Annotated in this window: 19 protein-coding genes; 1 reads left to right on the forward strand and 18 read right to left on the reverse strand. The window is 26.5% G+C overall.

The window, feature by feature from the left end; all coding sequences use genetic code 11:
- Positions 1 to 92: 92 nt before the first annotated feature.
- From MTX53_RS09800 to MTX53_RS09810, 3 genes are all read right to left on the reverse strand, one after another.
- The gene (locus tag MTX53_RS09800) at positions 93 to 2,408 is read right to left on the reverse strand and encodes an AAA family ATPase (RefSeq protein ID WP_244833617.1); all 2,316 of its coding nucleotides are present in this window, start codon (positions 2,406 to 2,408) and stop codon (positions 93 to 95) included.
- A gap of 107 nt (positions 2,409 to 2,515) precedes the next feature.
- Complete coding sequence (locus MTX53_RS09805) at positions 2,516 to 3,559, reverse strand: DNA polymerase IV (RefSeq protein WP_244833618.1); 1,044 nt, start codon at positions 3,557 to 3,559, stop codon at positions 2,516 to 2,518.
- 114 nt (positions 3,560 to 3,673) lie between these two features.
- Entirely contained in the window at positions 3,674 to 4,588 is a 915-nt protein-coding gene (locus tag MTX53_RS09810; protein ID WP_244833619.1) for a DUF4003 family protein, read from the reverse strand.
- Between the two features lie 198 nt (positions 4,589 to 4,786).
- Between MTX53_RS09810 and MTX53_RS09815 the strand changes: the two genes are divergently transcribed.
- Complete coding sequence (locus MTX53_RS09815) at positions 4,787 to 5,209, forward strand: hypothetical protein (RefSeq protein ID WP_244833620.1); 423 nt, start codon at positions 4,787 to 4,789, stop codon at positions 5,207 to 5,209.
- Positions 5,210 to 5,289: 80 nt separating this feature from the next.
- Here MTX53_RS09815 and MTX53_RS09820 read toward each other — a convergent pair whose 3' ends face one another.
- The 15 genes from MTX53_RS09820 to MTX53_RS09890 form a co-directional block, all read right to left on the reverse strand.
- On the reverse strand, positions 5,290 to 7,557 hold the full coding sequence (locus MTX53_RS09820) for a leucine-rich repeat domain-containing protein (RefSeq protein WP_244833621.1): 2,268 nt from the start codon (positions 7,555 to 7,557) through the stop codon (positions 5,290 to 5,292).
- 167 nt (positions 7,558 to 7,724) lie between these two features.
- Entirely contained in the window at positions 7,725 to 8,345 is a 621-nt protein-coding gene (locus MTX53_RS09825; protein ID WP_244833622.1) for a cyclodeaminase/cyclohydrolase family protein, read from the reverse strand.
- Between the two features lie 15 nt (positions 8,346 to 8,360).
- Complete coding sequence (locus MTX53_RS09830; RefSeq protein WP_244833623.1) at positions 8,361 to 9,587, reverse strand: O-antigen ligase family protein; 1,227 nt, start codon at positions 9,585 to 9,587, stop codon at positions 8,361 to 8,363.
- Positions 9,559 to 10,722 (reverse strand): glycosyltransferase, encoded by a 1,164-nt coding sequence (locus MTX53_RS09835; RefSeq protein WP_244833624.1) that lies wholly within the window; start codon positions 10,720 to 10,722, stop codon positions 9,559 to 9,561. Before MTX53_RS09835 ends, MTX53_RS09830 begins: the two co-directional genes overlap by 29 nt.
- Positions 10,713 to 12,008 carry a glycosyl transferase group 1 gene (locus MTX53_RS09840; protein WP_244833625.1) on the reverse strand — a complete coding sequence of 432 codons (1,296 nt, stop codon included), beginning with the start codon at positions 12,006 to 12,008 and terminating at the stop codon, positions 10,713 to 10,715. The genes MTX53_RS09835 and MTX53_RS09840 overlap by 10 nt, the downstream gene beginning before the upstream one ends.
- Positions 12,009 to 12,015: 7 nt before the next feature.
- Complete coding sequence (gene murJ, locus MTX53_RS09845; RefSeq protein WP_244833626.1) at positions 12,016 to 13,554, reverse strand: murein biosynthesis integral membrane protein MurJ; 1,539 nt, start codon at positions 13,552 to 13,554, stop codon at positions 12,016 to 12,018.
- Entirely contained in the window at positions 13,538 to 14,275 is a 738-nt protein-coding gene (locus MTX53_RS09850) for a WecB/TagA/CpsF family glycosyltransferase (RefSeq protein WP_244833627.1), read from the reverse strand. The genes murJ and MTX53_RS09850 overlap by 17 nt, the downstream gene beginning before the upstream one ends.
- The gene (locus MTX53_RS09855) at positions 14,276 to 15,373 is read right to left on the reverse strand and encodes a tetratricopeptide repeat protein (RefSeq protein ID WP_244833628.1); all 1,098 of its coding nucleotides are present in this window, start codon (positions 15,371 to 15,373) and stop codon (positions 14,276 to 14,278) included.
- A gap of 128 nt (positions 15,374 to 15,501) precedes the next feature.
- On the reverse strand, positions 15,502 to 17,229 hold the full coding sequence (locus MTX53_RS09860) for a phospho-sugar mutase (RefSeq protein WP_244833629.1): 1,728 nt from the start codon (positions 17,227 to 17,229) through the stop codon (positions 15,502 to 15,504).
- Between the two features lie 156 nt (positions 17,230 to 17,385).
- A complete protein-coding gene (locus tag MTX53_RS09865) occupies positions 17,386 to 18,006 on the reverse strand; it encodes a 50S ribosomal protein L25 (protein ID WP_244833630.1) in 621 nt (206 codons plus the stop codon).
- A 291-nt stretch (positions 18,007 to 18,297) separates the two neighbouring features.
- Positions 18,298 to 18,822, reverse strand: a complete 525-nt coding sequence (locus MTX53_RS09870; RefSeq protein WP_244833631.1) for a GNAT family N-acetyltransferase — start codon at positions 18,820 to 18,822, stop codon at positions 18,298 to 18,300.
- A 10-nt stretch (positions 18,823 to 18,832) separates the two neighbouring features.
- Positions 18,833 to 19,093: a hypothetical protein gene (locus MTX53_RS09875; RefSeq protein ID WP_244833632.1), complete on the reverse strand. Its 261-nt coding sequence runs from the start codon at positions 19,091 to 19,093 to the stop codon at positions 18,833 to 18,835.
- On the reverse strand, positions 19,090 to 19,827 hold the full coding sequence (locus tag MTX53_RS09880; protein WP_244833633.1) for a DUF523 domain-containing protein: 738 nt from the start codon (positions 19,825 to 19,827) through the stop codon (positions 19,090 to 19,092). Before MTX53_RS09880 ends, MTX53_RS09875 begins: the two co-directional genes overlap by 4 nt.
- Before the next feature lie 13 nt (positions 19,828 to 19,840).
- Complete coding sequence (locus MTX53_RS09885; RefSeq protein WP_244833634.1) at positions 19,841 to 22,204, reverse strand: endonuclease MutS2; 2,364 nt, start codon at positions 22,202 to 22,204, stop codon at positions 19,841 to 19,843.
- Positions 22,205 to 22,222: 18 nt separating this feature from the next.
- Entirely contained in the window at positions 22,223 to 24,574 is a 2,352-nt protein-coding gene (locus MTX53_RS09890; RefSeq protein WP_244833635.1) for a U32 family peptidase, read from the reverse strand.
- Positions 24,575 to 24,576: the final 2 nt, after the last annotated feature.

Genomic DNA, 24,576 nt, shown 5'->3' on the forward strand with positions numbered 1-24,576 from the left:
CTTATTTAAGATTATATATGATTTATTTACTTTTATCAATACCCTTTCACAAAAATATTAATATTTTTGTGAAAAAACTTTATTTTTTTAAGTTATCTTCTATTTTTCTTTTTATTTTTATTATATTTTGAAATTTCATTTTCAATACTTTTATAAAAATCAGACAGAGTTTCGTTATCTTTTAACAAAAATACTTCTATAGCATCTTCTATATTATCTATGGTAAAAAGATGAAAATTATTATTTTCAATATCTTCCTCTACCTCTGATCTTAAAATTAAATTGTCTCTATTTAAAGAAGGAAAAACCACCCCTTTATTTTTTGTACAATCTACTATACTGCACACTTTATGAAATCCTTCAATTTTTTGATTAAGCCCTCCTATAGGCTGAACTTCTCCAAACTGATTAAGTGAACCAGTAACTGCAATGTTCTGTTTTATAGGGTGTTTGCTAAGTGAAGATAATATACATAGCATTTCAGCTACAGATGCACTGTCTCCTTCAACAACTCCATATGTCTGTTCAAAACTTAACTGAAAATTTACTGGAATTATATCATATGGATCTAATACACCGCTTAATATCGCTTTTAAAATCATAATAGATTTTTCATGAATGCTTCCACTCATGTTAGATTCTTTATGAACATCTATTATTTTTCCTTCTCCCTTAGATGCAATACATGTTACTTTCATAGGTTTTCCTATACTAAAATATGAATTTCCAACAACAGAAAGTGCATTAATGCAACCTATTTTCTCACCATTTATATCTATCATCATCTTTTTATTTTTATATTCACTATAAATTTCATCTTCTATTTTTTCATCATTATATATTGTTTTTAAAATTTCTCTCTTTGTTATTTTACTTTCCCCATCAAAAGTGCTGCTATTATTTGCCATTACAAGTGTTCTTAAAAGGTAATAATCATCATTTGATATTCTATTTCTATCATCTGTAATTCTTGAAAGATACTTTATAACTTCAAATAATGCATCTTCTTCAATTCCCATCAAATTGTTTTTTTCAATTATATCACCAATTTTATATTCAATCTCACTCTCTGACTTCTTATCGCAAATAACATCCAAAGTATCTTCTACTTTTATTGGAAATAATCTTTTAAAATCATCATCATTCTTATAAAGGAACGAATATGTCGAATAATCTCCAATTAATATAATCTTAACATCAACCGGTATTTTTTGTGGTTTAATTGTTGATACGGAAAATAAATCCATATACTTTTTTACAAAATTATAATTGACAGAGTTATCAAACATCATTTTTTTTAAATAGTAATAAGTTGAACTATTTTGAAGAATTGCATCCATTCTTAATATTATACATCCATCATTTGCATTTAATATACTTCCAGCACTTATCATTCCTGCTTCGGAAACATACGTTCCATTAGAAAGTGTCTTATACTCTATTGATCCTATAAGATTAAGAAGACTCGGATCTTCTTCATATATTACTCTTGGATGATCATATTCAGAATTATCAACTAATACATTCACAGTAAACTTTGTAAAAATCTTTTTCAATTTATCTTCATCATCTTCAAGATTCATTGAATAACATTTAACTATTTCTTCTTCAATTTGTTCGAACATATTATTTAAAAAATTAAGAGCATCTTTTTCGTATTTAAATTCATCATAAACGCTAAATTTTATATCTTTTAAATTATCATTTAAAAAAATTTTATAAATTTCTTTTAGCCTTTCTATAGAATCAAGTTCAGCTTTTTTTAATTTTTCTAAAATAACTTCAGCCTGCTTCTTTAAATCAATTACATCATTGCTTATAAGTTCTTGTTTTTCTTCTTCAAGCATATCATATTCATTTTCTGTCATCTGCTCTTGCGAATCATCCTTAAGTGGAATAAATACAAAACCATTATTTGTATTTTTGACATCAAATTTTTTATTTTTAGCAATACTCGTAAGCTCTGATATATATTTATTTCTCTTTAATATAATCTCCTGAAGTATATTCTCCTTCTCTTCATCTTCAGAAGAAGATTCATAAAATTTTAATATATAATCTAGATACTTTTCTTTAATTTTATCTGTTTCTTTCTTTAGTTTTTCCCCATTTCCATTTTTTAAAAAAATAGGAATAGTCTTTAACTCATCTAAATAAGTTATATAACATATATCATCCGGAGATTCTTTTTTAGAATAAAACTTTTCTAAATCATTTTTTAATTTTTTAAGCCTATCGCTTGAAAAAGAACCTATATAATAAATATTATAACCTTTACTTTTTATACTAAGATTTTTTTCTATTTCATATAAAACATCTTCTCTTTGATAAGTTTCATCATTTTTTAAAACCCGATTTTGAAAATTCTTTTTAAAAATAACTTCATTTGGAGTAAGCTCTCTATACATATATATCTCTACTTTCAATTAAACAAAGATTAAAAGCAGTCTCCTCCTTATAATATCTCTATATAATATTAATATTCCAGAATAGAGAAATTAGAGATAGTTTTTTACTAAAACATAGTAATTTGTTCGACTGTATTTTCTTTAAACGAAGAAACGCTTACACCTAAAAGTCTTACTTTAAGTTTAAATCCCTCATTAAAAATAAGTTCTTTAACTACATTAAATATATCTTCACCTCTATAAATATAATAATTTAAAGTTTTACTTCTTGTATGTATATGAAAATCTGTTGTTTTAAATTTAAATGTGATAGTCTTTCCTGTTACATTTCTTTTATTAAGCATATCATTAACTTCAAAGCACAAAGGCTTTAAAATACTAAGCATCTCATTTTTATCTAAAATATCATCTTTTAATGTAACTTCTTTTCCGCATGATTTAGAATCTATTTTTTCTTTAACCTCACGCTTATCAATTCCTCTTATCCTTTTATATACATCTTCTCCTGATTTTCCAAGATAATTTATAAGAAATTCTTCTGAAAGACTATATAAATCTTTTACCGTAAAGATCCCCATATTATTAAGTTTTAATAATGATACTTTTCCAATCCCATAAATTTTATTTATTTTTAAAGGAAATAAAATATCAGGGATCATATCTTTTGAAATAATTTTTATTCCATTTGGTTTATTCCATTCAGATGCAATCTTTGCAAGAAATTTATTATATGATATTCCAACAGATAAAGTAAGTGATGTTTTTTTAAACACTTCTTTCTTTATAGCCCTTGCAATTTCTAATGCATTATCATGTACTTGAGATATATCTAAAAAAGCTTCATCAATAGACATTTTTTCAATCTTACTCGTATATTTCTGAAATATACTAAATATTATATTTGATACTTCTTTATATCTACTATATCTTCCATCAAGATATACCCCTTGTGGACATTTTTCCATAGCCATAAAAATAGGCATACTTGAATATATTCCATATTCTCGTGCTTCATATGAACATGTTGAAACAACACCTCTTCTTTTTATACTTCCTACAATAACAGGTTTTCCTTTAAGAGATTCATCATCATGCTGTTCAACTGATGCAAAAAAAGCATCCATATCAATATGAAGAATATTATTACACATAAATAAAATCACCACTTTTCATATTTTCTTTTATTTTATAATAAAAGGTTGATGACTGGATATTAAAAATATTTTTTCCAGTCATCAACCTTTATATTATTAAATTCACAATTTTTAAGCAAGAATTTCATCAAATACACTCTGATTTTTATTTACACTTGTTGCATATACACCATATGCTAAGAACTCGTCTACAAATTTCATATTTATAATTTTTCTTCTATCACTCATAAGTACACTTGTAAGTGCTATCATATTTCTTATTTCAGTATCCATATACATTATATATGCACTTTCTTCAATACACATATATTCTGTTACCTGCTTTACAAAATGAATACATCTGTCAACATTTTCATCTAAGAGTTCCAAATCTGCTACAGGTAGAAATTGAGCAGGTATTTTAAGTTTACTTTCATCAAGTTCTTTATTAAGTATTTCGCAAATACGTATTTTCTTTTCAACATTTTTATTATTTAAAATCATAGATGCTAACATTGATTTAGAAAAAGATGAATTACTATATAATTCTAAAACATTTGATATTTCATCTTTTGTATTATTATTTAATGCAAACATTACACATAATAAATAATTTTCATTAAGAAGCGTATACATTTCTTCAGCAATTTCTATATATTTCTTGTAATCTTTTTTATCGGCATATCTGCATATTGTATATGCTGATAAAACAAGCTGCTCTGATATTGGCATATTTTTATCAATCATAATATCATAAACACAAACTATATCATTTAAAATTTTTTCCTGCATAAAACCCTGATTGCTTTCAATTAAAAAAGATAAAATATATAAAGTATCGCCTCTAAACTGAGATGTCTTAGATGTCTTTTCTTCAATTGTATTTCTGATTACCCTTATTCTTTCACCATCTATATATCTTCTTTTATAACCATTTAACATAGATGCAAAATGGTTGATTAATTCTCCATCAAATCTTAAAGTCTCAGATGCTTTTCTAAAATTTCTGATAGTAAAATCACACACTTCTCTAATATTATTATTCATAATTATCCCCCCATAAATCTCTCATTACTTTTATTATATCATAAATAGAATGCTATAATAACAATTAATTTCAAATAATCAATCCACAATTATCTACAATAATAATGTTATTTTACCCTATAAAGATATTAAATTATTAAATATTATGTTATAATTAACAGTATGATTAATCTATTTTATTTCTAAAGGAGAATCAGCATGAGTTTAAAAGATAAATTTAATGGTTATTTTCAATCTGTATATATGCAAAAATACGGTGATAGAATTACAAGTAATCAAGGTACTGTATTATCAGTAAAATTAGTTGAAAAAAATTATTTTATAATAAAGTTACTTTCAGCAGAACTAGTTTTAAAGCCTCAAGTTGGAAAAGGAATAGTAAAATGTTATTATAATAAGAAAAGATGGTTTAAAAAGCCTGAATTTATTACATTAAAACAAGGTCATAAAGTTATAATAATGGGCCTTAAAGGTGCTAAAACCACTAAAAAACATAGCATAGAAGATATTCAGGTAATCAACATTATAAATCTTACTACTAATAAAGACCTTGTTCCTGTTGATCATAGTCAAATTAAAAAAGCACGTCAGCAGGCAAATTCGATGATGATGAGAAAATAATTAATAAAATAGAACCTATAAAATAGACATTAAAAAAACTATTTTAATAGGTTCTTTTTTTGTATACTTTTTAAGATATTTTATTTATAAACAATTTTATCTACCAATGAATAAATATTATGTTTATAAGCATATATAGTAAGATATTTCTTATATCCCCATCTGCTTTCTTTATATAATTCTACACTTTCTTTTGGAACATAAACGTCTAATTTATTATCCATAGAACTAAGTGATTCTATTTCAGGAGGATTTAATGCAAATATATTAATTCTATTTAATTTTTCACACCCAAAATTATTATACTTTGGCATATATTTAAACATGGAACCGAAAGTTATTTCATTTAAATTTATGCACTCGCAGCATGAATACTTGCCAAGCTTTTCTATAGACATAAGCTTTATCTTTTCTAATAAATCACACATATAAAACACGTAATCTCCTATACTTCTTATATTATCTTCCATGTCTATATTAATTATCTCTTTTAAATTATCACACATATAAAAATTATAATTTTCTATTACTTCTAATAATTTATTAATTTTTATATTAGTCAAATTTTTGCACTTTGAAAATGAAGCAGTTCCCAATGTGTTTACATTTTCAGGAATCTCGTATTCTTTTTCATCTTTTGCCTCTGGATAATAAATTAATTTTGTCATATCATTGTTAAATAAAACCCCATTAACTGACTTTAATGATATATTGTGATCTTTAACATAAACATTTTTAAGATTTTCACAATCACTTAAAGCATATTCCTGAATATCTGTAACATTTTTAGGTATAGTTATTTGAAATTCATTTCCAACATATTGTATTAGCAAATTATTTTCTATTGCTAATTCTTCATTAATTATATTGTCTGGATAAATCTTATCTTTAAGCTCCATCCATCCCGCTGAATTTATATATTTTCCATAAGAATTTGAAGGCACATAAATATTAAACGATTCTAACATAAGAAAAAGTCTTCTATTAATTTCTGGAGGCTCTAGTGAATTTACATATAACACTCTAAAATTATCATCTTTTGACCATTTAAAAAACATATAAGTGCTGGCAATACTACTTACACTGCTTGGAATGCTATATTTATAATCGTTCCTTCCTACTGGATATGATATAAATTTTGTTTCGTCTTTATTATATAAAACCCCTTCAATATCTTTATAATACTTATTTCTTTCATCTACATGTATTTCTTTTAAATTGAAACACCATTCAAAAGGATTTCCTTCAATAGTTTCAACATTTTCAGGGATACTGATATTTGATATTCCTGTACCAAAGAAACATTTATTTCCTATAAATTTTACCTCTTTAGGAAATTCAATTTCTTTTAAATTTAGATTGCCTAAAAATGCTCTTTCTCCTATATACTTTAATTTGCTATTTTCACCAAATATTATTTTTCTAAGAGCTGGCACTTCTATATACGTATAATTATAAGAGCGGTATACCGATTTGAAAAACACCTCATTTTCTATAACTTCAACAGTATCTGGAATTATTAATTCTTCTAAATAAATATTCCAAAAAAAGGCTTGAGATTTAATAATACGTAGCTTTTCCGGTAAAATTAAAGTTGAAAAATTGCTATTTTCAAATCCATATTTTCCGATTATTGTAACATATTTTTTATTATAAGAACTTGGTATTACTAAATTATCTGGTAAGTCATCTTTATTTTTAGCATATACAGTATAAGCTTTTTCATCTTCATTTAATTCAAATCTAAAGAATCCCAAACTTGAAGGAATATGCTCCTTGAAAGGAAAAATTAAATCTTTATATTCATTCCAATTATAAAAAGACTTATAAACTTCAGTAGCTTCTTTTGGTACTTTAATCTCTAAATATGGTGAAGTCTCAAAGAAAACTATTCTTTCTAGTTTAGCAGGATATTTTGAATTTAAATAAACCTGTTGAAGGTTTGAGCATGAATGAAATGCAGCAGTTTTTATACTTTCTATACTTTCTGGAAGCTCAATACTTTCTAAAGATATACATTTGTAAAAGGCAAAAGATCCTATACTTTTTATATTGCTATTATCCTTAAATATTACAATAGCTAAATTTTGACATTCTGAAAAAGCATTCTTTTTAATTTTAGTTACAGGAAGACCTTTATATTCACTTGGAATAATTATAATATAAGGAATATCACTTTTATTTTTAGCCGATATGGTATAGCTTTTTCTATTATCATTAAGCTCAAATTCAAAATAACTATAAGACTCAATTTCAGAATTACTTTTTTTAAGCATATTATTTTGCTTTACAAAAATATCATCATCATTTATATCTATAACGTCATTAAATCTTTTCTTGTTTTCCATTACCTTGATTACTCTCCTTTACTATAAAATTTTTCTTCTAATAATAATATATTCAAAAAATAATATTCAAGTTCCTTTTTTATTATTAAGTAAATGTAATTAAAAAAAGCTGACCCCTATTCAATATAGGGATCAGCTTTTAGCTATCTAGTCTTTTTTATTAATTATTAAGATACTATTTCTTTTTTCAATTTCTCTGATTTCTCTAATATGTCATCTAATTCTTTATAAATATGTAAATACTTATTCTTATCTTTCAAAAAATCCAAATTTACTTTTACATTTATAATAGAACTTTCAATTGCCGCATGAAGAAGTACTGCTGAAATTTGAAGATCTGAAAAAAGCATTTTATTTCCGTATTTTTTCATAATCTCTAAATTATTATAAAATTCAAAAGATCTTTTGCAAAGTCTATATGGTACTTCCATAGCTTTTACTGTATTTTCTTCAATAGCTATGCTTCTCTTTTCTTTTTCATCTTCTGTATTTTTAGGCATAGAATAACTATTCATAAGAAACATAAAATTCTCTTTGTCTTCCTGCATAAATGATAATGATTCTTCAATAAATTTATCGCTTTCTTTTTTAAATCTATTTATTTTTTCTTTTTCATCATCTGAAAGCTGTTCATACTTTTTCTTCCCAATAGTAAGTGAATAAACCATCGAATTTAAAGAAGCTGATAGTGCAGAAATAAAGCCTGCTACTGCACCGCCTCCTGGTGCTGGTGAACTCGAAGATAAATCTTTCAAAAACTCACTTATTTTTTGATTACTAAATTCCATAAGTACTCTCCTTAACTAAAAATTTTTATTATCCATTATCGAAATTATATATCCTAAATATATCCAAAAAATAATACTTATAAAGCTTATAATATATATAAGATTACTTTCAAAAAGATTTACAACTAATATGCCATTAACAAGTGAAAACAAAATAGTACTTCTAAATTTTGCTTTCTTATTAAGATTAGACATTTTATTAACTAAAAATAAGAATACTGTTATAAGAAAAATCATAAATATTATAAGTGGGATCATTCCATTAATGAGCGCTATCTGAATATAAATGTTATGAATTCCACCCCAGTCTAATCCTGGAAGATCTGTCACTTGAGGTCTTGCAAGTCTTACAGCTTCTACAAAACTACTATTTCCAATTCCAACAAATGGATGCTTTTGAATTGCAATAAGAGCTGATTCCCATATATAGCTTCTTCCACTTGTAAAATATCTTATTGATAGATTATTAATATTAATTAGCGTAAAAACTATAATAAGAAATGGTACTAATACTGTAACTGCCTTTATTATTCTCTGTTTTGAATATACTATTATAAGTGTAAAAACTATAGTAAGAAGTAGAAGAAATGCACTTCTTCCTTTCGAATAAAATAAAGTCACAATCTGAATTAATATATTTATTTCAAAAAATATTTTATATTTATATTTTATATTTCTTGTGCATAAATATAATGATATAACTATTGCAATTGCAGCAGCTATAGATAGTGAATTTTTATTTTCAAACAGTCCATTAGTTCCCCCATAATACATTTTTTCTATATTTATGTATTTATCTGTGAATTTCAAAACTGCTGAAACCAATGATACCACAAACATAAATATTGAATAAAAAATGCTTATTATATTTATTTCTCTAATAATCTTTTTCTTTTCTGTAAATACATCTATTGAAAATACTGACATAAAAAGTACTGCATTTATAACCCATGCTTTTATATTAGAGATGTCTTTATAAAAAATTACATTAAAAATAAATGTAACAATAATAAAAATGCTGAGTATAATATCAAAATTATAAAGTTTTCTTTTTCTATAATCCTTAAAAATAGTAAATATAATTAAAAGCATTCCCCATAAAAGAGCTATTTTAGAAATAATATTTATATGCGGAATTTCCTTTATTATTGTAACTGTTGTAAGACTAACAAATAAATAGAAGATTTTAAAATAGAACCTGTTATCTAAAAAATTATATATTTTTTCTGCTATACTTTTCATTTACTTTTTTATACACCTCGTTTAAGTTCTTTACTAACACACTTTCTGAATAATTTAAAACAGCCATATCATGTATTTTCTGTTTATCATAAAAGTCATAATTATCTTTAACCCATATTAACGCATTTTTTATACTCTCCACATTGCCTTTCTCTGCTATTATTCCATTATCTTCATTTATTATGTCTTGAGCTCCTCCATTATCAGCACCTATAACAGGTTTTCCTGATGCCATAGCTTCAATATATACAACTCCAAATGTTTCATGCATTGATGGAAGTGCAAAAGCATCTGAATTTGCCATTTCGCAAGCTACCTCACTTCTTGATAATGCTCCTAGAAGCTCTATATTACTTCCCATATTATTTTTTATGATAAGTTCCTTAAGTTTCTCCCTCTCAGAACCATCACCACCTATTTTCAAAAAACAGTTTGAATCATTTTTAAAAGCCTGTGTAAATGCATTTATAAGATCTTCCATGCCTTTTCCTTCTTCTAAAAAAGCACATGAGAAAAAAATAAATTTGTTTTTATTTTCTTTCTTCTTAAGCTTAAACAGACTTAAATCAACCATATTAGGAACTACTTGTATGTCTCTATCTATGTATCCTTGTATTTCTTTTTTTAATCCACTGCCGACTGTTAAAAGCACATCTGCTTTTTTATATGTATCAAAAATATACTTTCTATAAGATTTTCTACAATATCTAGCATATTTTAATGAAGAATGTTCTGTAAGTACAAATGGAATATTATATTTTGAAGCTACATAGCTAGCAGAAACTCCTCCAAAAAACGCTGAATGTGCATGAATCATATCTACTTTTCCTTCATTTTTTACAATCAGTTTATATAATTGTTCCATTCTTTTATTAAATAGCATAAACATTAGTGGATTTTTAGGTAAATAATTATAATCTTTATACCTATATGTCATAAGTGAATCTTCAAATACATTACTAATGCCACGTTTTTGTTTTTCTTTAAATATCTTCGGTAAAGGCCAAATTTCATTATATGCAACTGTTACCTTTATCCCACTTTTTTGAAGAGCTTTAAACTGTTCTTTAAAAAAACTTCCATGAACTTTATTGTTAATACTTGAATACCAAGAAGGTACAACCATTATATGCAACTGATATCACTCCTTAGAATATCATTTAGCTTTTTAGCAACAGCTTCCCATTCGTAATTTAGATCTGGTTTTTTAAGCAGATCATTTTTCTGATGAAATTCTATAACTTTATAAATTTTATCTAAAATCTCATCTGTATTATTATCTGTTACAATACATTTCTCATTATTCTCTGTTATTGATTTTATAGGATCATTTTGATCTCCATAAATCACAAGAATTCTAGCTTTGCAACCAAAATAATCATAAATTTTAGCAGGAATCTGTTTAGAATTTTTGTTTCCAAACAATAGAAGAAGCTGACTATTAATCATAACTTTTAGTGCTTCGTTAAAAGGTATCCTTCTAGAAACTTTTGCAATATCAAGCTTTTCTAATTTCTCTTTCATCTCTATATCATCAATGTTTCCAAAAAATAAAACATTAATCATTTCATATTTTTCTCTATCATTTTCCTTTAACTTATATAAAGCATCAACAAATGGTTTTATATCTCTAAGTTTAGAAAATATTTCTCCTGCATATATAAAATTAATCTTATCTTTCTTTATAACATCAGGAACTTCATTTAAAGATAGTTTATTATATAATTTCTGATCAAATCCTCTATTTAAAATATACGTATTCTTATAAGTTAGCTTTTTATAATCTTTCATATAATCATTTCTGTTTGATTTTGTTACAAAAATAAACTTATCTGCTACATTTACAATCTTCTTTTCCATATGCTTTTCTATTATTTTCTTTAATATGAAATTTTTCTGCCTTGTAGAATCCTTAAGCCATGGGTCACTCCAATATGTAATCCATGGTATATCTTTAAACTTCTTTTTTAAATATAAAGCACAAAGATGCGATGAAGGCGGTTCATGCATAGAAAAAAGCACATCAAATTTTTCTTTTTCCATAAGATTTTTAGCATATTTTGATGCTTTTTTTGCCCATATATAATACATATCTGGAATTACTACAGCATTTTTTATCTTCCTAAGTAGTTTTCTCTTTCTACTTATTTTATTTGATATCTTATTTACTGAATCTGACCTTCTTCTAGGAATGATTTTATCAAAAATGAATCCACCATCAATTTTATGAATTACTATATTTTTATCCATCATATTATAAAGCTCATCATCATAATATATTGAATCACACGGAAAGTCTACTGTAAGAAGATGAACTGTATTCTCTTTAATTTCTGCAAGTTTATTTAAATACTGAAGTGTTTCAATTGCTGCAGAATTATTTATGATAGGTGAATAGCATGCTATAAATAATATCTTCATATTATATTTAAACTTCCCTCCTGATTTTCTTTTTTATAAGACCTACTATTTCATCTATTTCATCTATTTTTAATACATTTGATGAAACAAAATATACTATAATTCCTACTATAGAACATATAACAAGTCTCATAAGTGATTTAGATATATAATTTTTCAAAAATAAATACATTACAAAAACTAAAATTCCCATAATAATGGAATTTAAAATTATTAACATCATTTTTTTTATTATATCATTTAACTCTATCTTTTTGTTAATTTTTATTATGCTTATAAAAAGTAAAAACTGTGTTACTGCCATAGCAATTGAAGATGCCAATGTTATTCCGATAATTCCCATATGTTTTGACATCACTATGCTTAAAATTATATTTATTATTACTCCAATAATTCCATTTATCGCAGTAATCTTTGTTTTTCCCATTGAAAATAACGTTGAATTTAAAATATCACGCACTGCTGTAAATGATGTTCCTATGCCATAACCAATAAGTGCAGATGATGTTAAACTCATTCCATTTTCATCCATAAAATAAACAGCTTTAACTACATCTTTACCAAGTATTGATATTCCTATTCCGATAGGCATTAAAAATATAAAAACATATATTACTGATTTTTTTATCAGAGTTACAAACTCATCCATCTTTCCTTCGTTAAGTCTATTAGCCATTAATGGATATATAATACTCGTTACAGAGGCAGTTACTATATTATTTATAAAAAAAACAAGCTTCTGTGAAAATTCAAGAGCTGATATAGATCCGCTTCTATGAAGCGATGCTGCCAAATTCTTATCTACAACCATATTTATTGAATTAGCTCCTGCTCCAATAACAACAGGAATTATTAAATAAATAATTTTTTTTACATTTTCATCCTTAAAATCAATTATAAACTGATATTTATAATTATGTTTTAAAAGAGATGGAATCTGAACCACTACTCTTAAAAAATTTCCTATTACATTTGCTACTGCAAGACCTGTAATATCAAAATTTCTAAATAAAACTAAATATAATATCATAGGAAAATTAAAAAATAATCCCAGTATAGATGGAATAACAAAATCTTCATTCATCTGCAAAAGTGCAGTAAAACATGCATTTATAGATAAAAACATTATATTTATAATAGTTATTCTCGTTAAGAACACAGCCAAAACTTGAGTTTCTTTTTGAAGATTTTTAGATGCAAAAATTTGTACTATGTATGAAGCATTAATAAAACAGAGTATAAATACAAAAATAGATATAATAAATAAAATATTTATTATATTATTTGCAAATTTATACATATCCTTTTGAGATTTTTCATTTCGTATTCTGCTAAGTGTTGGCAAAAAAGAAGTAGCTATAGCAAGACCAATTAAAGTAAATATAGTATCTGGTATTCCAATTGCTATTGAATATGCATCAGTATTTATACCAATATTAAAATTTTTGGTTACAAGAATATCTCTTACAAAACCAAGTCCTCTGCTTATTAACGATACAACCATTATAATGAACGTTGATTTTAAAATACTACTTCCTTTTTTCATTCTTTTCTCCAATATATTTATATTCTAATGCTTTAAAAATAAATTCAGGAATCTTGAAAAGTCTCTTTATCCTAAAAGGCTCTACAATTACTCTATAAAGCCATTCAAGTCCAAATTTTATCATCCATTTTGGAGCTCTTTTAAGCTTTCCAGAGAGAATATCAAATACTCCTCCTACAGCCATAAATACATCTATATTACTTCTATGAATAATTTTATTTATAAATATTTCCTGCCTTGGTGAGCCCATTGCAACAAAAATAGCCCATGGTTTAGATTCCTCTATCTCATTTATTAAATTGTCACAATTATTAATATCAAAAAATCCGTTATGATATCCTACTATCTTTAAATTTTTATAATCATGCTTTATTCTCTTTACACATTCTTCTAAAATGTCCTGCTTAGTTCCTAAAAGATAAACAGATTTTCCTTCCTTATCTCCTTTTTCTAAAAGCTTGATTGCTATATCAAATCCTGCTATCTTTTCTTTTACAGGAGTTTTCAAAAGTTTTGATGCAATAACTGTTCCTATTCCATCAGGAATTATAACTGAATATTTTTCTTTAAAATTTTTATTTAACTCTTTATTATAAAATCCATTTAATAAAATAGATGGATTTCCTGAAACTATATTAACTTTATCAAGTTTCTCGATGTAATTCATAAAATCATCAATTTTTTCACTAAATACATCAAAAGAAAGTATCTTTATAAACATCTATTTCTCCTGTCTATTAAGCATCTTATCTATATCTTGTACAACCTCGTCATCAGGTTTTAATTTTTTAGCAATTTCAAGAGTTTTCTTTGCCATATCTATATCATTCATATTTATATAGCACATTACAAGATTTGTACAAATATCAATATCTTTAGATGCTTCAAATGCTTTTCTAAAGTATTTCACAGCTTCACTATAATCTCCTATAAGTGCAAAATTCATTCCAAGCTCATTTACCATCTCAAGAATTCCTGAATCTAAAGATATTCCTTCTCTAAGATAATAAATTGCTTTTTCATAATTCTCAAGCTTTCTATATGAAACTCCTAAATAATAATATATAAGAGGGTTCTTTTCAAATTGCTCAAGAAGTGGAACAAGATATGCAATCGCTTTTTCAGGTTGTTCATGAACCAAATCAGTAGCCTTTTCAAAATGGCTCAAATTAGTAATATTTCTTATAAAATTATTAACTAAGCTATCTCTTTTTCCGCCTCTTCTTAGATATTCATTTATCTTTACCTCTGCTCCTTTATAATCCTTATCATCTTTTAATATAAGAGCTTCATAAAGATATGGATCAGCAAGCTTTTTGAATTTTTCTTTGCACATATCTATATCATAATAAAGTATATCTGAAAATCCAGAATCCTTTTCTCTTATTTTTTCACCTACAGCAAGAAGTTTTACTATTATTTCCTTCTCTCCATTATATCTAAAAAGTCCTCGTAAAAATATATAAGCATCTAAGAAATTATCTTTCTTTACTCTGTCTGCTATAACACTTTTTATACATTCCTCTGAATCAGGTATGTATGATAATATAAGAGAATAATCATTATTAAATTTAAGTTTTTCATCTGCTCCAAGTGCAGTAAACATTCCTTCTATAAAATAATATATAGGAATATTATGTATCTTAAGTTCATTTTGGGCATTCTCTGCAACATATTCTGCGCTAATAGGAATGTATAAATCTTTACACTCAAACTCTATATTATCTGGTATTTTAATTAGTTTCTTAAATCCTTTTTCATCTATCTCTAAAAATAACATTTTGCTTAATTTATCTTTATAAAATGTTTTATAATTCATAATTCACCTCAAAGTTTATTAATTACTAACTAATTATATAGTTTTTAATTCCTTTATGCAAAATATATTTAAAATGCCCACTTAAAATAATATCTTAAGTGGGCGTTTTAAATTAAATATTCTAAATACTAATTTAATTTGCTATTAATAATTTCCATAACCTTGCTTTCAAATTCTTTTATTTCTTTTTTTGAACCTTCAAGACTACTTCCTTTAACTGCTAAATAAACCTTCATCTTAGGTTCAGTACCTGATGGTCTTACAACGAAATAAGATCCATTTTCTAAAATATATTTTAAAACATTTGATTTTGGAAGTTTTATTTCATTCTTAACATTATTTTTAAGATCTTCCTCAACGCTTTCCTTATAGTCAAGTCTCTTTATAACTTTTACTCCATCTATCTCTGATATTGGTGTATGTCTCATATTTTCAAGGCAAGCTCCAATCTTTTCTTGTCCTTCCTTACCTTCTAATACGAGAGATACTAATTTTTCATTATAATATCCATATTTCTTATATATATCCATTAAAGCATCATAAAGGCTCATACCTTTTTGCTTATAATAAAGTGCCATTTCGCATACAAGCATTGAAGCTATTACAGCATCTTTATCTCTTACAAATGTTCCTGCTAAATATCCATAGCTTTCTTCAAATCCAAAAAGATATGTCTTGTTCTTTGCTTCATTGAATTCTCTGATTTTTTCACCTATATATTTAAATCCTGTTAAAACATCTATAAGTTCAACGCCAAAGTCTTCAGCAATAGTTCTTGCAGCTTCTGTTGTAACTATTGTTTTTACTACAACTCCATTATCTGGAAGATTTCCTGTTTCTTTTAATGAACTTAATACATAATGAGTTAATAAAATACCTGTCTGGTTTCCAGTTAATACTTTATACTCACCAGTAGAATCCTTAACAACAACACCTATTCTGTCGCAATCTGGATCTGTTCCGAATATAATATCAGTATCTTGTTTCTTTGCCATATCTAGTGCGATATTAAATACATCTGCATTTTCTGGGTTTGGATATGATGTTGTAGGGAAATCTCCATCTGGCATTTCCTGCTCTTTAACAACAGATACATTAGAATATCCAAGTTCTTTTAAAACAGTTCTTACTGGAATGTTTCCAGAACCATGTATTGGTGTATAGATTACTTTAAGTGTATCTGCTTTTTCCTTAACTAAATCTTTTCTTATTGATAATCCCTTTACTTTTTCATAGTAAGCTTCATCAACATCTTTTCCAATCATGTTTAAAAGATTCTTATTTAATGCTTCTTCTTTAGATATTTTCTTAACTTTTGAAAAATCATCTACTTTATTTACATGATCTATTACTATATTAGCTTTATTATCTGTAAGCTGGCATCCATATTCATCATATGCCTTATATCCATTATAGATCTTAGGGTTATGTGAAGCTGTAACAACTATACCACCTGAACATTTTAAATGTCTTACTGTAAATGATAATACTGGTGTTGGTCTTAAACTTTCATATAAATAAACCTTTATTCCATTTGCACAAAAAGTTGTAGCAGCTGCAAGTGCAAACTGATCTGACATATGTCTTGAATCATATGCTATTGCAATTGAAGGATTTTTAAAGTTTTCATTTAAATAATTTGCAAAGCCTTGACTTGCCTTTGATACAGTATATATATTCATTCTATTGCTTCCAGCACCGATCATTCCTCTAAGACCGCCTGTACCAAACTCAAGATCCTTGTAAAATCTATCTTCTATTTCTTTTTCATCTTTAACATTTTTTAACTCATTTTTTGTTTCGTCACTTATAAATTCTGAATTCATCCATAAATTATATTTTTCTTTATAATTCATTTATATACCTCCTACATATATATATTCCAATTTTTATTATACAATAAATAATTTTTTAAATAAACACCTTTTGCTTTAAAAAAAGCTGCCTCAAAACAATAATTATTTATAATAGTTATTGTTTTGAGGCAGTTAAAAATAAAATTCAAACCTATTTTATTCTGCTGGTTTAGCTTCTGTATCTGCTGCTACTGCTGTATTGTCATCAGAATCATCTGATGCTTCTGGCATTTCTTCATCAGTAGTTATTGAAGCAATAACATCTGCTGCATCTTCTCCTAATTTAACATTAGCTGGCATCTTTAAATCAGCACATGTATAAACAGTTCCGATAGTTCCGTTACTTACATCTAATTCAATTTCCTTTGGTAAGTTTTCAGCTGTACAGATTACCTTTATTGAATCCTTATTAGTCTGGAATACTCCACCTTTTCCTGATACAAGTGCTTTTCCTACAAATTTAATGAATACTTCTGTTTCCATTTCTTGATCTTTTCCAACTTCTTCTAAATCAATATGAATAATTTTCTGAGAAACAGGGTTCTTCTGAACTTCCTTAATTACGGCAGTTCCTTCTTTATCTTCTATTTTAAAACCTAATACTCCGTGTTCTCCAACTTTTGTTAGTTCTTTTTCAAGATCTAATCTGCTTACTTTAAACATTTTGTTTCCAATTTCTTTTCCATAAACTACTCCTGGGATATTTCCTTCCCTAAGTACTTTCTTTGCTTCATGATTTACTGAATGTTGTCTTGATGTTAAAACTAATTGTTCCATTATGAACTCCTCCTAAAAATTGTGACATTCAATTCTTTACCATTACTTATGTAGCAAATTACAAATAATCCGCTAAAATAAATTGGCCTAATCTTTAAAAGGTTGGGTCTTTATTATAGTTTTTTAATTTAAAAACTGTTAAAGAATTATGAAAAGTTTTTTTTAATTTGATGTAATTTGTGAATTATATAACATTTAGCAAGAAAATTCTACATAACTCACTATATATTATATCATTATATAATTATTTTTCAATTATAAAGTATACTCATATTTTAATGAGCCTATTCTTTAGATAGGACGTCTTTTATAAACCTCTTTATAAAGAACTTCTCTATATTTTGTAAAATGCTCTTTATCTAATTTTTTATCTGAACTTAATATTATAAGTGGTAAATTTTTTTGACCTTCCTGCATTGGTGGCTGAAGATACTTATAATCATTTGCCTTGAATCCAAATTTCTTATAAAAATCAATTCTTTTTACTGCTTCTACTGTATTAGGCGGCTCGACTTCTAAAATAATATCTTTATTAAATCTTAATTTGAAATCATGAAGCATCTTAGTTCCAATTCCCTTTGAATGAAAATTTTTCATTACTGCAAGATGTTCTATATATAAAAAATCTTGAAATTCCCATTCCCCTATCATTCCTAAAATATTACTTTTTTCACTATACGAAAATATTTTATACAAAGGATTATTTAGCATTTCTTTATGTCTTTTATATGTTCGTCTTTCACTTTTTGGAAAATTATCAACAAGTATTTTATAAAAAATGTCAAACTGCTCATTTTTTAATACGTCTAATTTCATATCTATCTTCCTATTTATTTCTGTAATACTCTACTATATCTTCAATTTTATCAAATTTATATCCTGCAGCTTCATAACAATCTAAAACTGCAAATTCCATTTCTTTTTGAGGAATATCATTAAATGTCTTATAATTATATCCTCTATCTATATATGAATTTAAAATTGCTTCTTTTAAATCTTCTTTCGGTACTCCTTCTTCCTGAAAGATTTTTAGGAAGAAGTCTCTTGTTTCATTTAATTTTTCTTCATCTGATAATATTATACTCATTTCTTATCTTCCCCATCTTCATTTATTATTTTTTCCACTTCTTCTTTAGAAAAACCTGTTGCTTCTACAATTTCATCAACACTTTCAAAACCAAGCATATCTCTCGCGAGTGAGACCATAAGCCTTTTTACATTATTTCTTACAGTTTCAGGAAGCATATCATCTGAAACTAAATTAGATGATAAATCAAATTCAGTTTCACACCTTTGTTCCTGTTCATCCATTTTAAATGATTTTATAAGCTTTGCTTTATTCTTATCAAATTTATCTAAATATACAAGTTTTTTATCTTCCTCAAAGTCTTGTTCTGATAATACATCTATACCATTTTTCTTTAAAATAGATGCTGTAAGCCCACAGCCTTTTATTTTTTTATGTGTAAATGTACCATCATAAACATAATTCACTCCACATGATGGACTTCCTTCTTTTAATATTGCCTTTTTTATACCAGCTTTTTCTGCAATTTTGAGTGTTTCCTCTGCACCTTTTAAATAATTTTGAGTAACATCATCACCATCACATGTAATAATTTTTCCTGAATCATCTAAAATCTCATCAGCTGCATTTTGAAGTTCAGAAGGTTTTCTTGGTGTTTTAAGTCCTCCGAGCTGTTCAGGACATATAATAAGTGCCTTCCCCTCTTTTAAAAGGTGAACACACATATCATTTTTATTATTTTTTCCACTATATTTGCAATTAACCCCACAAAGGCAAGCACTAATTAAAAACATTAAAACACTCCTTCTAATTCTTAAGTACAGCTATGGTTACTCCGTCTCCACCTTCACCGTACTCTCCAAGCCTATATGACTTAACATGCGGATGATTTTTCAGCATTTTAGTTATCGCTTTTCTAAGGACTCCAGTTCCTTTCCCATGAACTATAGTTACTTCTCCAAGGTTTGCCCTATATGCATCATCTAAATATTTATCAGTTTTCATACACGCTTCTTGAGAATCAAGACCTCTAAGATCTACTCTTGATTCAACTCTTGATAAGTTTAATTTAACTTCTCTCTTCTTTTTTATTTTTTCTTTCTTTACTTGTTTTGATTTTCTAAGATCATCTAGTTTTACAGAAACTTTCATAATTCCTGCTTCAACTAATACTTCATTTTTATTATCTGGTTTTGTAAGAATAATAACTTCCTGATTTAAAGATGGAAGATATGCCGGCATTCCTTCTTCTATTTTCTTTAGTTTTTCCCCACTATCCTCTTCTTTTTTATAAGATAACATCTTTTCTTTATCTTCAAGACTGTCTTTAAGTTTCCTTCTTTCTTCTTCAAGTCTTTTTCTTCCGCCGCCTTCTATACCCATTTTTTCAAGCGTTCTCATTGCTTTAAGTATTTCATCAGCCTCATCCTTAGCGCTGCTTATTATATCACGAGCTTTTATTTTTGCTTCATCATAAGCTTTTTCTCTTGCTTTTTCTAGTTTTTCATACTTTTCATCATATTTATTTTTAAGCTTTTCAGCTTCTATTTTTAATACTTTAGCATTTCTTTCATCATCTTTAGCTTTTATACTTCTTTTTTGAAGATCACGTATTAAATCTTCAAACTGAAGATTGTCATCAGATACATAATTTTTAGCTCTTTCAATTATATAATCTGAAAGACCTAGCCTTTTTGAAATCTGAAATGCATTAGATTTTCCTGGTATTCCCACAAGAAGCCTGTATGTAGGCTGAAGTGTATTTATATCAAATTCAACAGAGGCATTTTCAACTTTATCTGTCTTTAAAGCATATGCTTTAAGCTCACTGTAATGTGTAGTTGCTATCTGTTTTGCTCCTCTTTCACGTAGTGTTTCAAGAATTGACACTGCAAGTGCTGCTCCTTCAGTAGGATCAGTTCCAGCACCAAGTTCATCAAAAAGTACTAACGATGTATCATCAGCTTTTTTCATTATATGTACTATATTTGTCATATGAGCAGAAAATGTTGATAAATTCTGTTCAATGCTTTGTTCGTCTCCAATATCTGCAAATATTTCTCTATAAAATGCTATTGATGAATTTGACTGTGCTGGTATAAGCATTCCTGAAAGTCCCATAATATGAAGAAGTCCAACAGTTTTAAGAGTTACTGTTTTTCCTCCTGTATTAGGTCCTGTAATCATTAGTGTATCAAAATCATCACCAAGATAAATATCTGAAGGAACAACCTTTTCACTATCAATAAGAGGATGTTTTGCACCTTTTAAGCAAAATTTTCCGTCTTCTTTTATATAAGGTCTTACTGCATTTAAACTTAATGCATACTTTGCTTTTGCAAAAATAAAATCTAAATCTATAAGTACATTAAAATTACTTTCACATACAGCTGAATTTTCTTTTACTTTTAATGTAAGGTTTCTTAAAATAGCTTCTATCTCTGCTTTTTCTTTTAAAGAAAGTTCTAATATCTCATTATTTAAATTTACAACACTCATAGGCTCTATAAAGAATGTTGAACCTGTTGAAGATTGATCATGTACAAGACCTGGCACTTTGCTCTTATATTCAGATTTTACTGGAATAACATATCTTTCTCCTCGCATTGTATATAAAGCATCTTGAAGATATTTAGAATTCGCCTTTACTATAGAATTTACTTTTTCTCTTATAGATGAATTTTTTTCTTTTATACTCTTTCTTATATTAAAAAGCTTTGCGCTTGCTTTATCATTTATTTCTGTCTCAGATACTATTGCTTTTGAAATCTCATCTTCAAGCTGTTTTAAAGGTTCTAGAATATAAATAATATCTTCTAAATTTTTATATTGTTTTTCACTTTCTTCTCTTTTAAAAAACTCTTTCATGTTTCTTGAAACTCTAAGCATACTTCCTATTTTAAGAAGCTGTTCAGGTATAAGAGAAGCATCTTTTTTTGCTTTTTGTAATCCATCTTTTATATCAAAAAGCCCTTCAAGTGGAGGTGCTCCTTTTTCAATAAGCACATAGAGTGCCTCATTACATTCATCAAGTTTTTTATTTATTTCATAAACATTATCATAAGGGGTTAGTTCATCTATAAGTTTTCTGCTTGTTTTCGTTCTTGCATACTTTTTCACTTTTTCTTTTATCTTATTAAATTCTAAGACCCTCATTGATCTTTTATTCATTTCTTCACATCCTAACTACTACTCTACTTTTCGTTTATAATGACCTCTTGTATAGTTGTTATCTTTTCTTTCTTCTTTTTTATAAACTTCATCTAAAACATAATTTACTTCGTTATAATCTTCTGTTGTGAAATCCACTCTAAAATTACATATTCCAAACCTTTTTAACTCATCCATCTCATTTATTATATCTGTAGGAACAGAGTTTAGTATGTGACTTCTACATGAATTATCTGTATATATAAAGAATTTTTCATTCATTCTGTCAATAAGACAATATTCGTCTTTAAGACATGCATTATTACAACTTTTATTTGAACTTTTATTTCCAAATGTGCTTCCTATAGGACAATATTCACTTACCATAAGTTCAGTTTTTCCATAGATATTTACTGCTGATGTCTTTTTCTTTCTATCTTCTGATATTTTTCTTATTTCAGATTTTGTAAGTTCAAGACTTAACGAAACTATATCAATATCTTTAAGATAAAATTCTAATGCTTCAGTATTAAATACATTAAGTTTATAATCTCCAATTATAAAAATTTCATCCTTATAATGGTTTATAATTCCAGCATTTGATGTTATTATCCCATCTATACTATCCTTTACAGAATCAATTGTTTTTATAATTTCATTAAATTCCTGTTTAACTACAGATGGTATGCTTATAAATATCCTCTTTCCATCTACTTTTCTTATATCTTCTATACCTAATGCATTCTTATATTTAGACGAAAAAATATTTAGTGCAATATTTAAAGTTTTTTCATTTTCTAATAAAGCCTTTAACTGTTCTTTAAATAAACAACTATATATTATCCCTATTTCTTTTTGAGATTTATTTTTTTCAAATGTAAATTCTTTTTTATCTGGTAAACGTCTATATGAAGATATTTTCTGATCACTTATTTTATTAAATAAATCACGTCTTAAACTATTAAGTGACGAAATTCTTACAAATCCTTCTTCAAAAGCGCTAAAAATTATATCTGAAAATTTATATGCTACATCTCCAGATTTCTTTAATGCTTTTTCTATTCTTTCTTTTGAAAGAGGACTACTTTGTGCTTTTTCTACAATGTCCCCATATACTTCATATATATTTCCTTCATATTCAGTTTTAATTTTAAGAGGTTCATTTGTCTTAAAAATAACTTCTGCTTTTAAATTTATCTTTTTTTCATAAGACTTTATATCTTTATCTAATGAATCAATCATCATTTTATCTGATGTCTTATATAATATATTTCCCTTTTTATATCCGTTTTTAGGAAAAAGCTTTACACTCTGTCCTTTAAAAGCTTCATTTTTTTCATTACCATTTACTATAATTTTGCTTAAAGTAAATCCTTTTTCTAAAAACCTTATTCCATCTCCTAAGGCTACGTCTCTTTCAAGAAGTACTTCTCCATTATCCTTAACCTGACCAATTCTTACGCCTGTATTTTTAGGATAATTAAAACTCATCATATCTTTTCCTGTATTCTTATAAAGATATGCTTTTGCAAATCCTTCTCTATTAAAAAGTTTTAATAGCATTTCTTTGCCATTTTTTATATCATATTTACTATTTTTTAAATACTTATCTACTGCATTTCTATAAGATTTTGTTACTCCTGCAACATATTCAGGTTTTTTCATTCTTCCTTCTATTTTTAAAGATGACGTACCGCTCTTTACTATATCTTCTATATTGTCAATAAGGCATGTATCTTTTGTGCTTAAAAGATATCCTTTTTTTTCTTCGCCTTTTTTGCCTTTTATTGTATAAAGCATCCTACATGGCTGTGCACATCTTCCTCTATTTCCGCTTCTTGTTCCTATCATAGAACTCATAAGACACTGTCCTGAATAACATACACATAATGCACCATGAACAAATATTTCTGTTTCTATATTTAAATCATTTGATATATATTTTATTTCATTTAAAGATAATTCTCTTGATAATACTATTCTCTTTAATCCTTTTTTATTAAAATATAATGCTCCTTCAGGATTATGAATTGTCATCTGTGTAGATGCATGAAGTTCAAAATCAGGATATGTTTTCCTTAATATATTAATAAGACCTGTATCTTGAATAATAAGAGCATCTACCCCTATTTCATATAAAAATGCTGCATAATCAGCTGCTTTTTTAATTTCATCATCTTTTAAAATTGTATTTATTGTAACATATATTTTTACATTATATATATGAGCATAATCTACTGCCTTTTTCATATTATCATCGTCAAAATTTGATGCATATGCCCTTGCAGAAAACTTATCTCCTCCAAGATATATAGCATCTGCTCCATTATTTACTGCTGCAATTAAACTCTCCATTGATCCTGCTGGAGCTAATACTTCTATGTTTTTCATTA

Source organism: Clostridium sp. BJN0001, assembly GCF_022869825.1.
Lineage (GTDB): Bacteria > Bacillota > Clostridia > Clostridiales > Clostridiaceae > Clostridium.

Excerpts from the sequence above, each read along its gene's own strand:
- MTX53_RS09800 (WP_244833617.1), bottom strand. The coding sequence starts at position 2,408 with ATGTATAGAGAGCTTACTCCAAATGAAGTTATTTTTAAAAAGAATTTT.
- MTX53_RS09805 (WP_244833618.1), bottom strand. The coding sequence starts at position 3,559 with ATGTGTAATAATATTCTTCATATTGATATGGATGCTTTTTTTGCATCA.
- MTX53_RS09810 (WP_244833619.1), bottom strand. The coding sequence starts at position 4,588 with ATGAATAATAATATTAGAGAAGTGTGTGATTTTACTATCAGAAATTTT.
- MTX53_RS09815 (WP_244833620.1), top strand. The coding sequence starts at position 4,787 with ATGAGTTTAAAAGATAAATTTAATGGTTATTTTCAATCTGTATATATG.
- MTX53_RS09820 (WP_244833621.1), bottom strand. The coding sequence starts at position 7,557 with ATGGAAAACAAGAAAAGATTTAATGACGTTATAGATATAAATGATGAT.
- MTX53_RS09825 (WP_244833622.1), bottom strand. The coding sequence starts at position 8,345 with ATGGAATTTAGTAATCAAAAAATAAGTGAGTTTTTGAAAGATTTATCT.
- MTX53_RS09830 (WP_244833623.1), bottom strand. The coding sequence starts at position 9,587 with ATGAAAAGTATAGCAGAAAAAATATATAATTTTTTAGATAACAGGTTC.
- MTX53_RS09840 (WP_244833625.1), bottom strand. The coding sequence starts at position 12,008 with ATGAAGATATTATTTATAGCATGCTATTCACCTATCATAAATAATTCT.
- murJ (WP_244833626.1), bottom strand. The coding sequence starts at position 13,554 with ATGAAAAAAGGAAGTAGTATTTTAAAATCAACGTTCATTATAATGGTT.
- MTX53_RS09850 (WP_244833627.1), bottom strand. The coding sequence starts at position 14,275 with ATGTTTATAAAGATACTTTCTTTTGATGTATTTAGTGAAAAAATTGAT.
- MTX53_RS09855 (WP_244833628.1), bottom strand. The coding sequence starts at position 15,373 with ATGAATTATAAAACATTTTATAAAGATAAATTAAGCAAAATGTTATTT.
- MTX53_RS09860 (WP_244833629.1), bottom strand. The coding sequence starts at position 17,229 with ATGAATTATAAAGAAAAATATAATTTATGGATGAATTCAGAATTTATA.
- MTX53_RS09865 (WP_244833630.1), bottom strand. The coding sequence starts at position 18,006 with ATGGAACAATTAGTTTTAACATCAAGACAACATTCAGTAAATCATGAA.
- MTX53_RS09870 (WP_244833631.1), bottom strand. The coding sequence starts at position 18,822 with ATGAAATTAGACGTATTAAAAAATGAGCAGTTTGACATTTTTTATAAA.
- MTX53_RS09875 (WP_244833632.1), bottom strand. The coding sequence starts at position 19,093 with ATGAGTATAATATTATCAGATGAAGAAAAATTAAATGAAACAAGAGAC.
- MTX53_RS09880 (WP_244833633.1), bottom strand. The coding sequence starts at position 19,827 with ATGTTTTTAATTAGTGCTTGCCTTTGTGGGGTTAATTGCAAATATAGT.
- MTX53_RS09885 (WP_244833634.1), bottom strand. The coding sequence starts at position 22,204 with ATGAATAAAAGATCAATGAGGGTCTTAGAATTTAATAAGATAAAAGAA.
- MTX53_RS09890 (WP_244833635.1), bottom strand. The coding sequence starts at position 24,574 with ATGAAAAACATAGAAGTATTAGCTCCAGCAGGATCAATGGAGAGTTTA.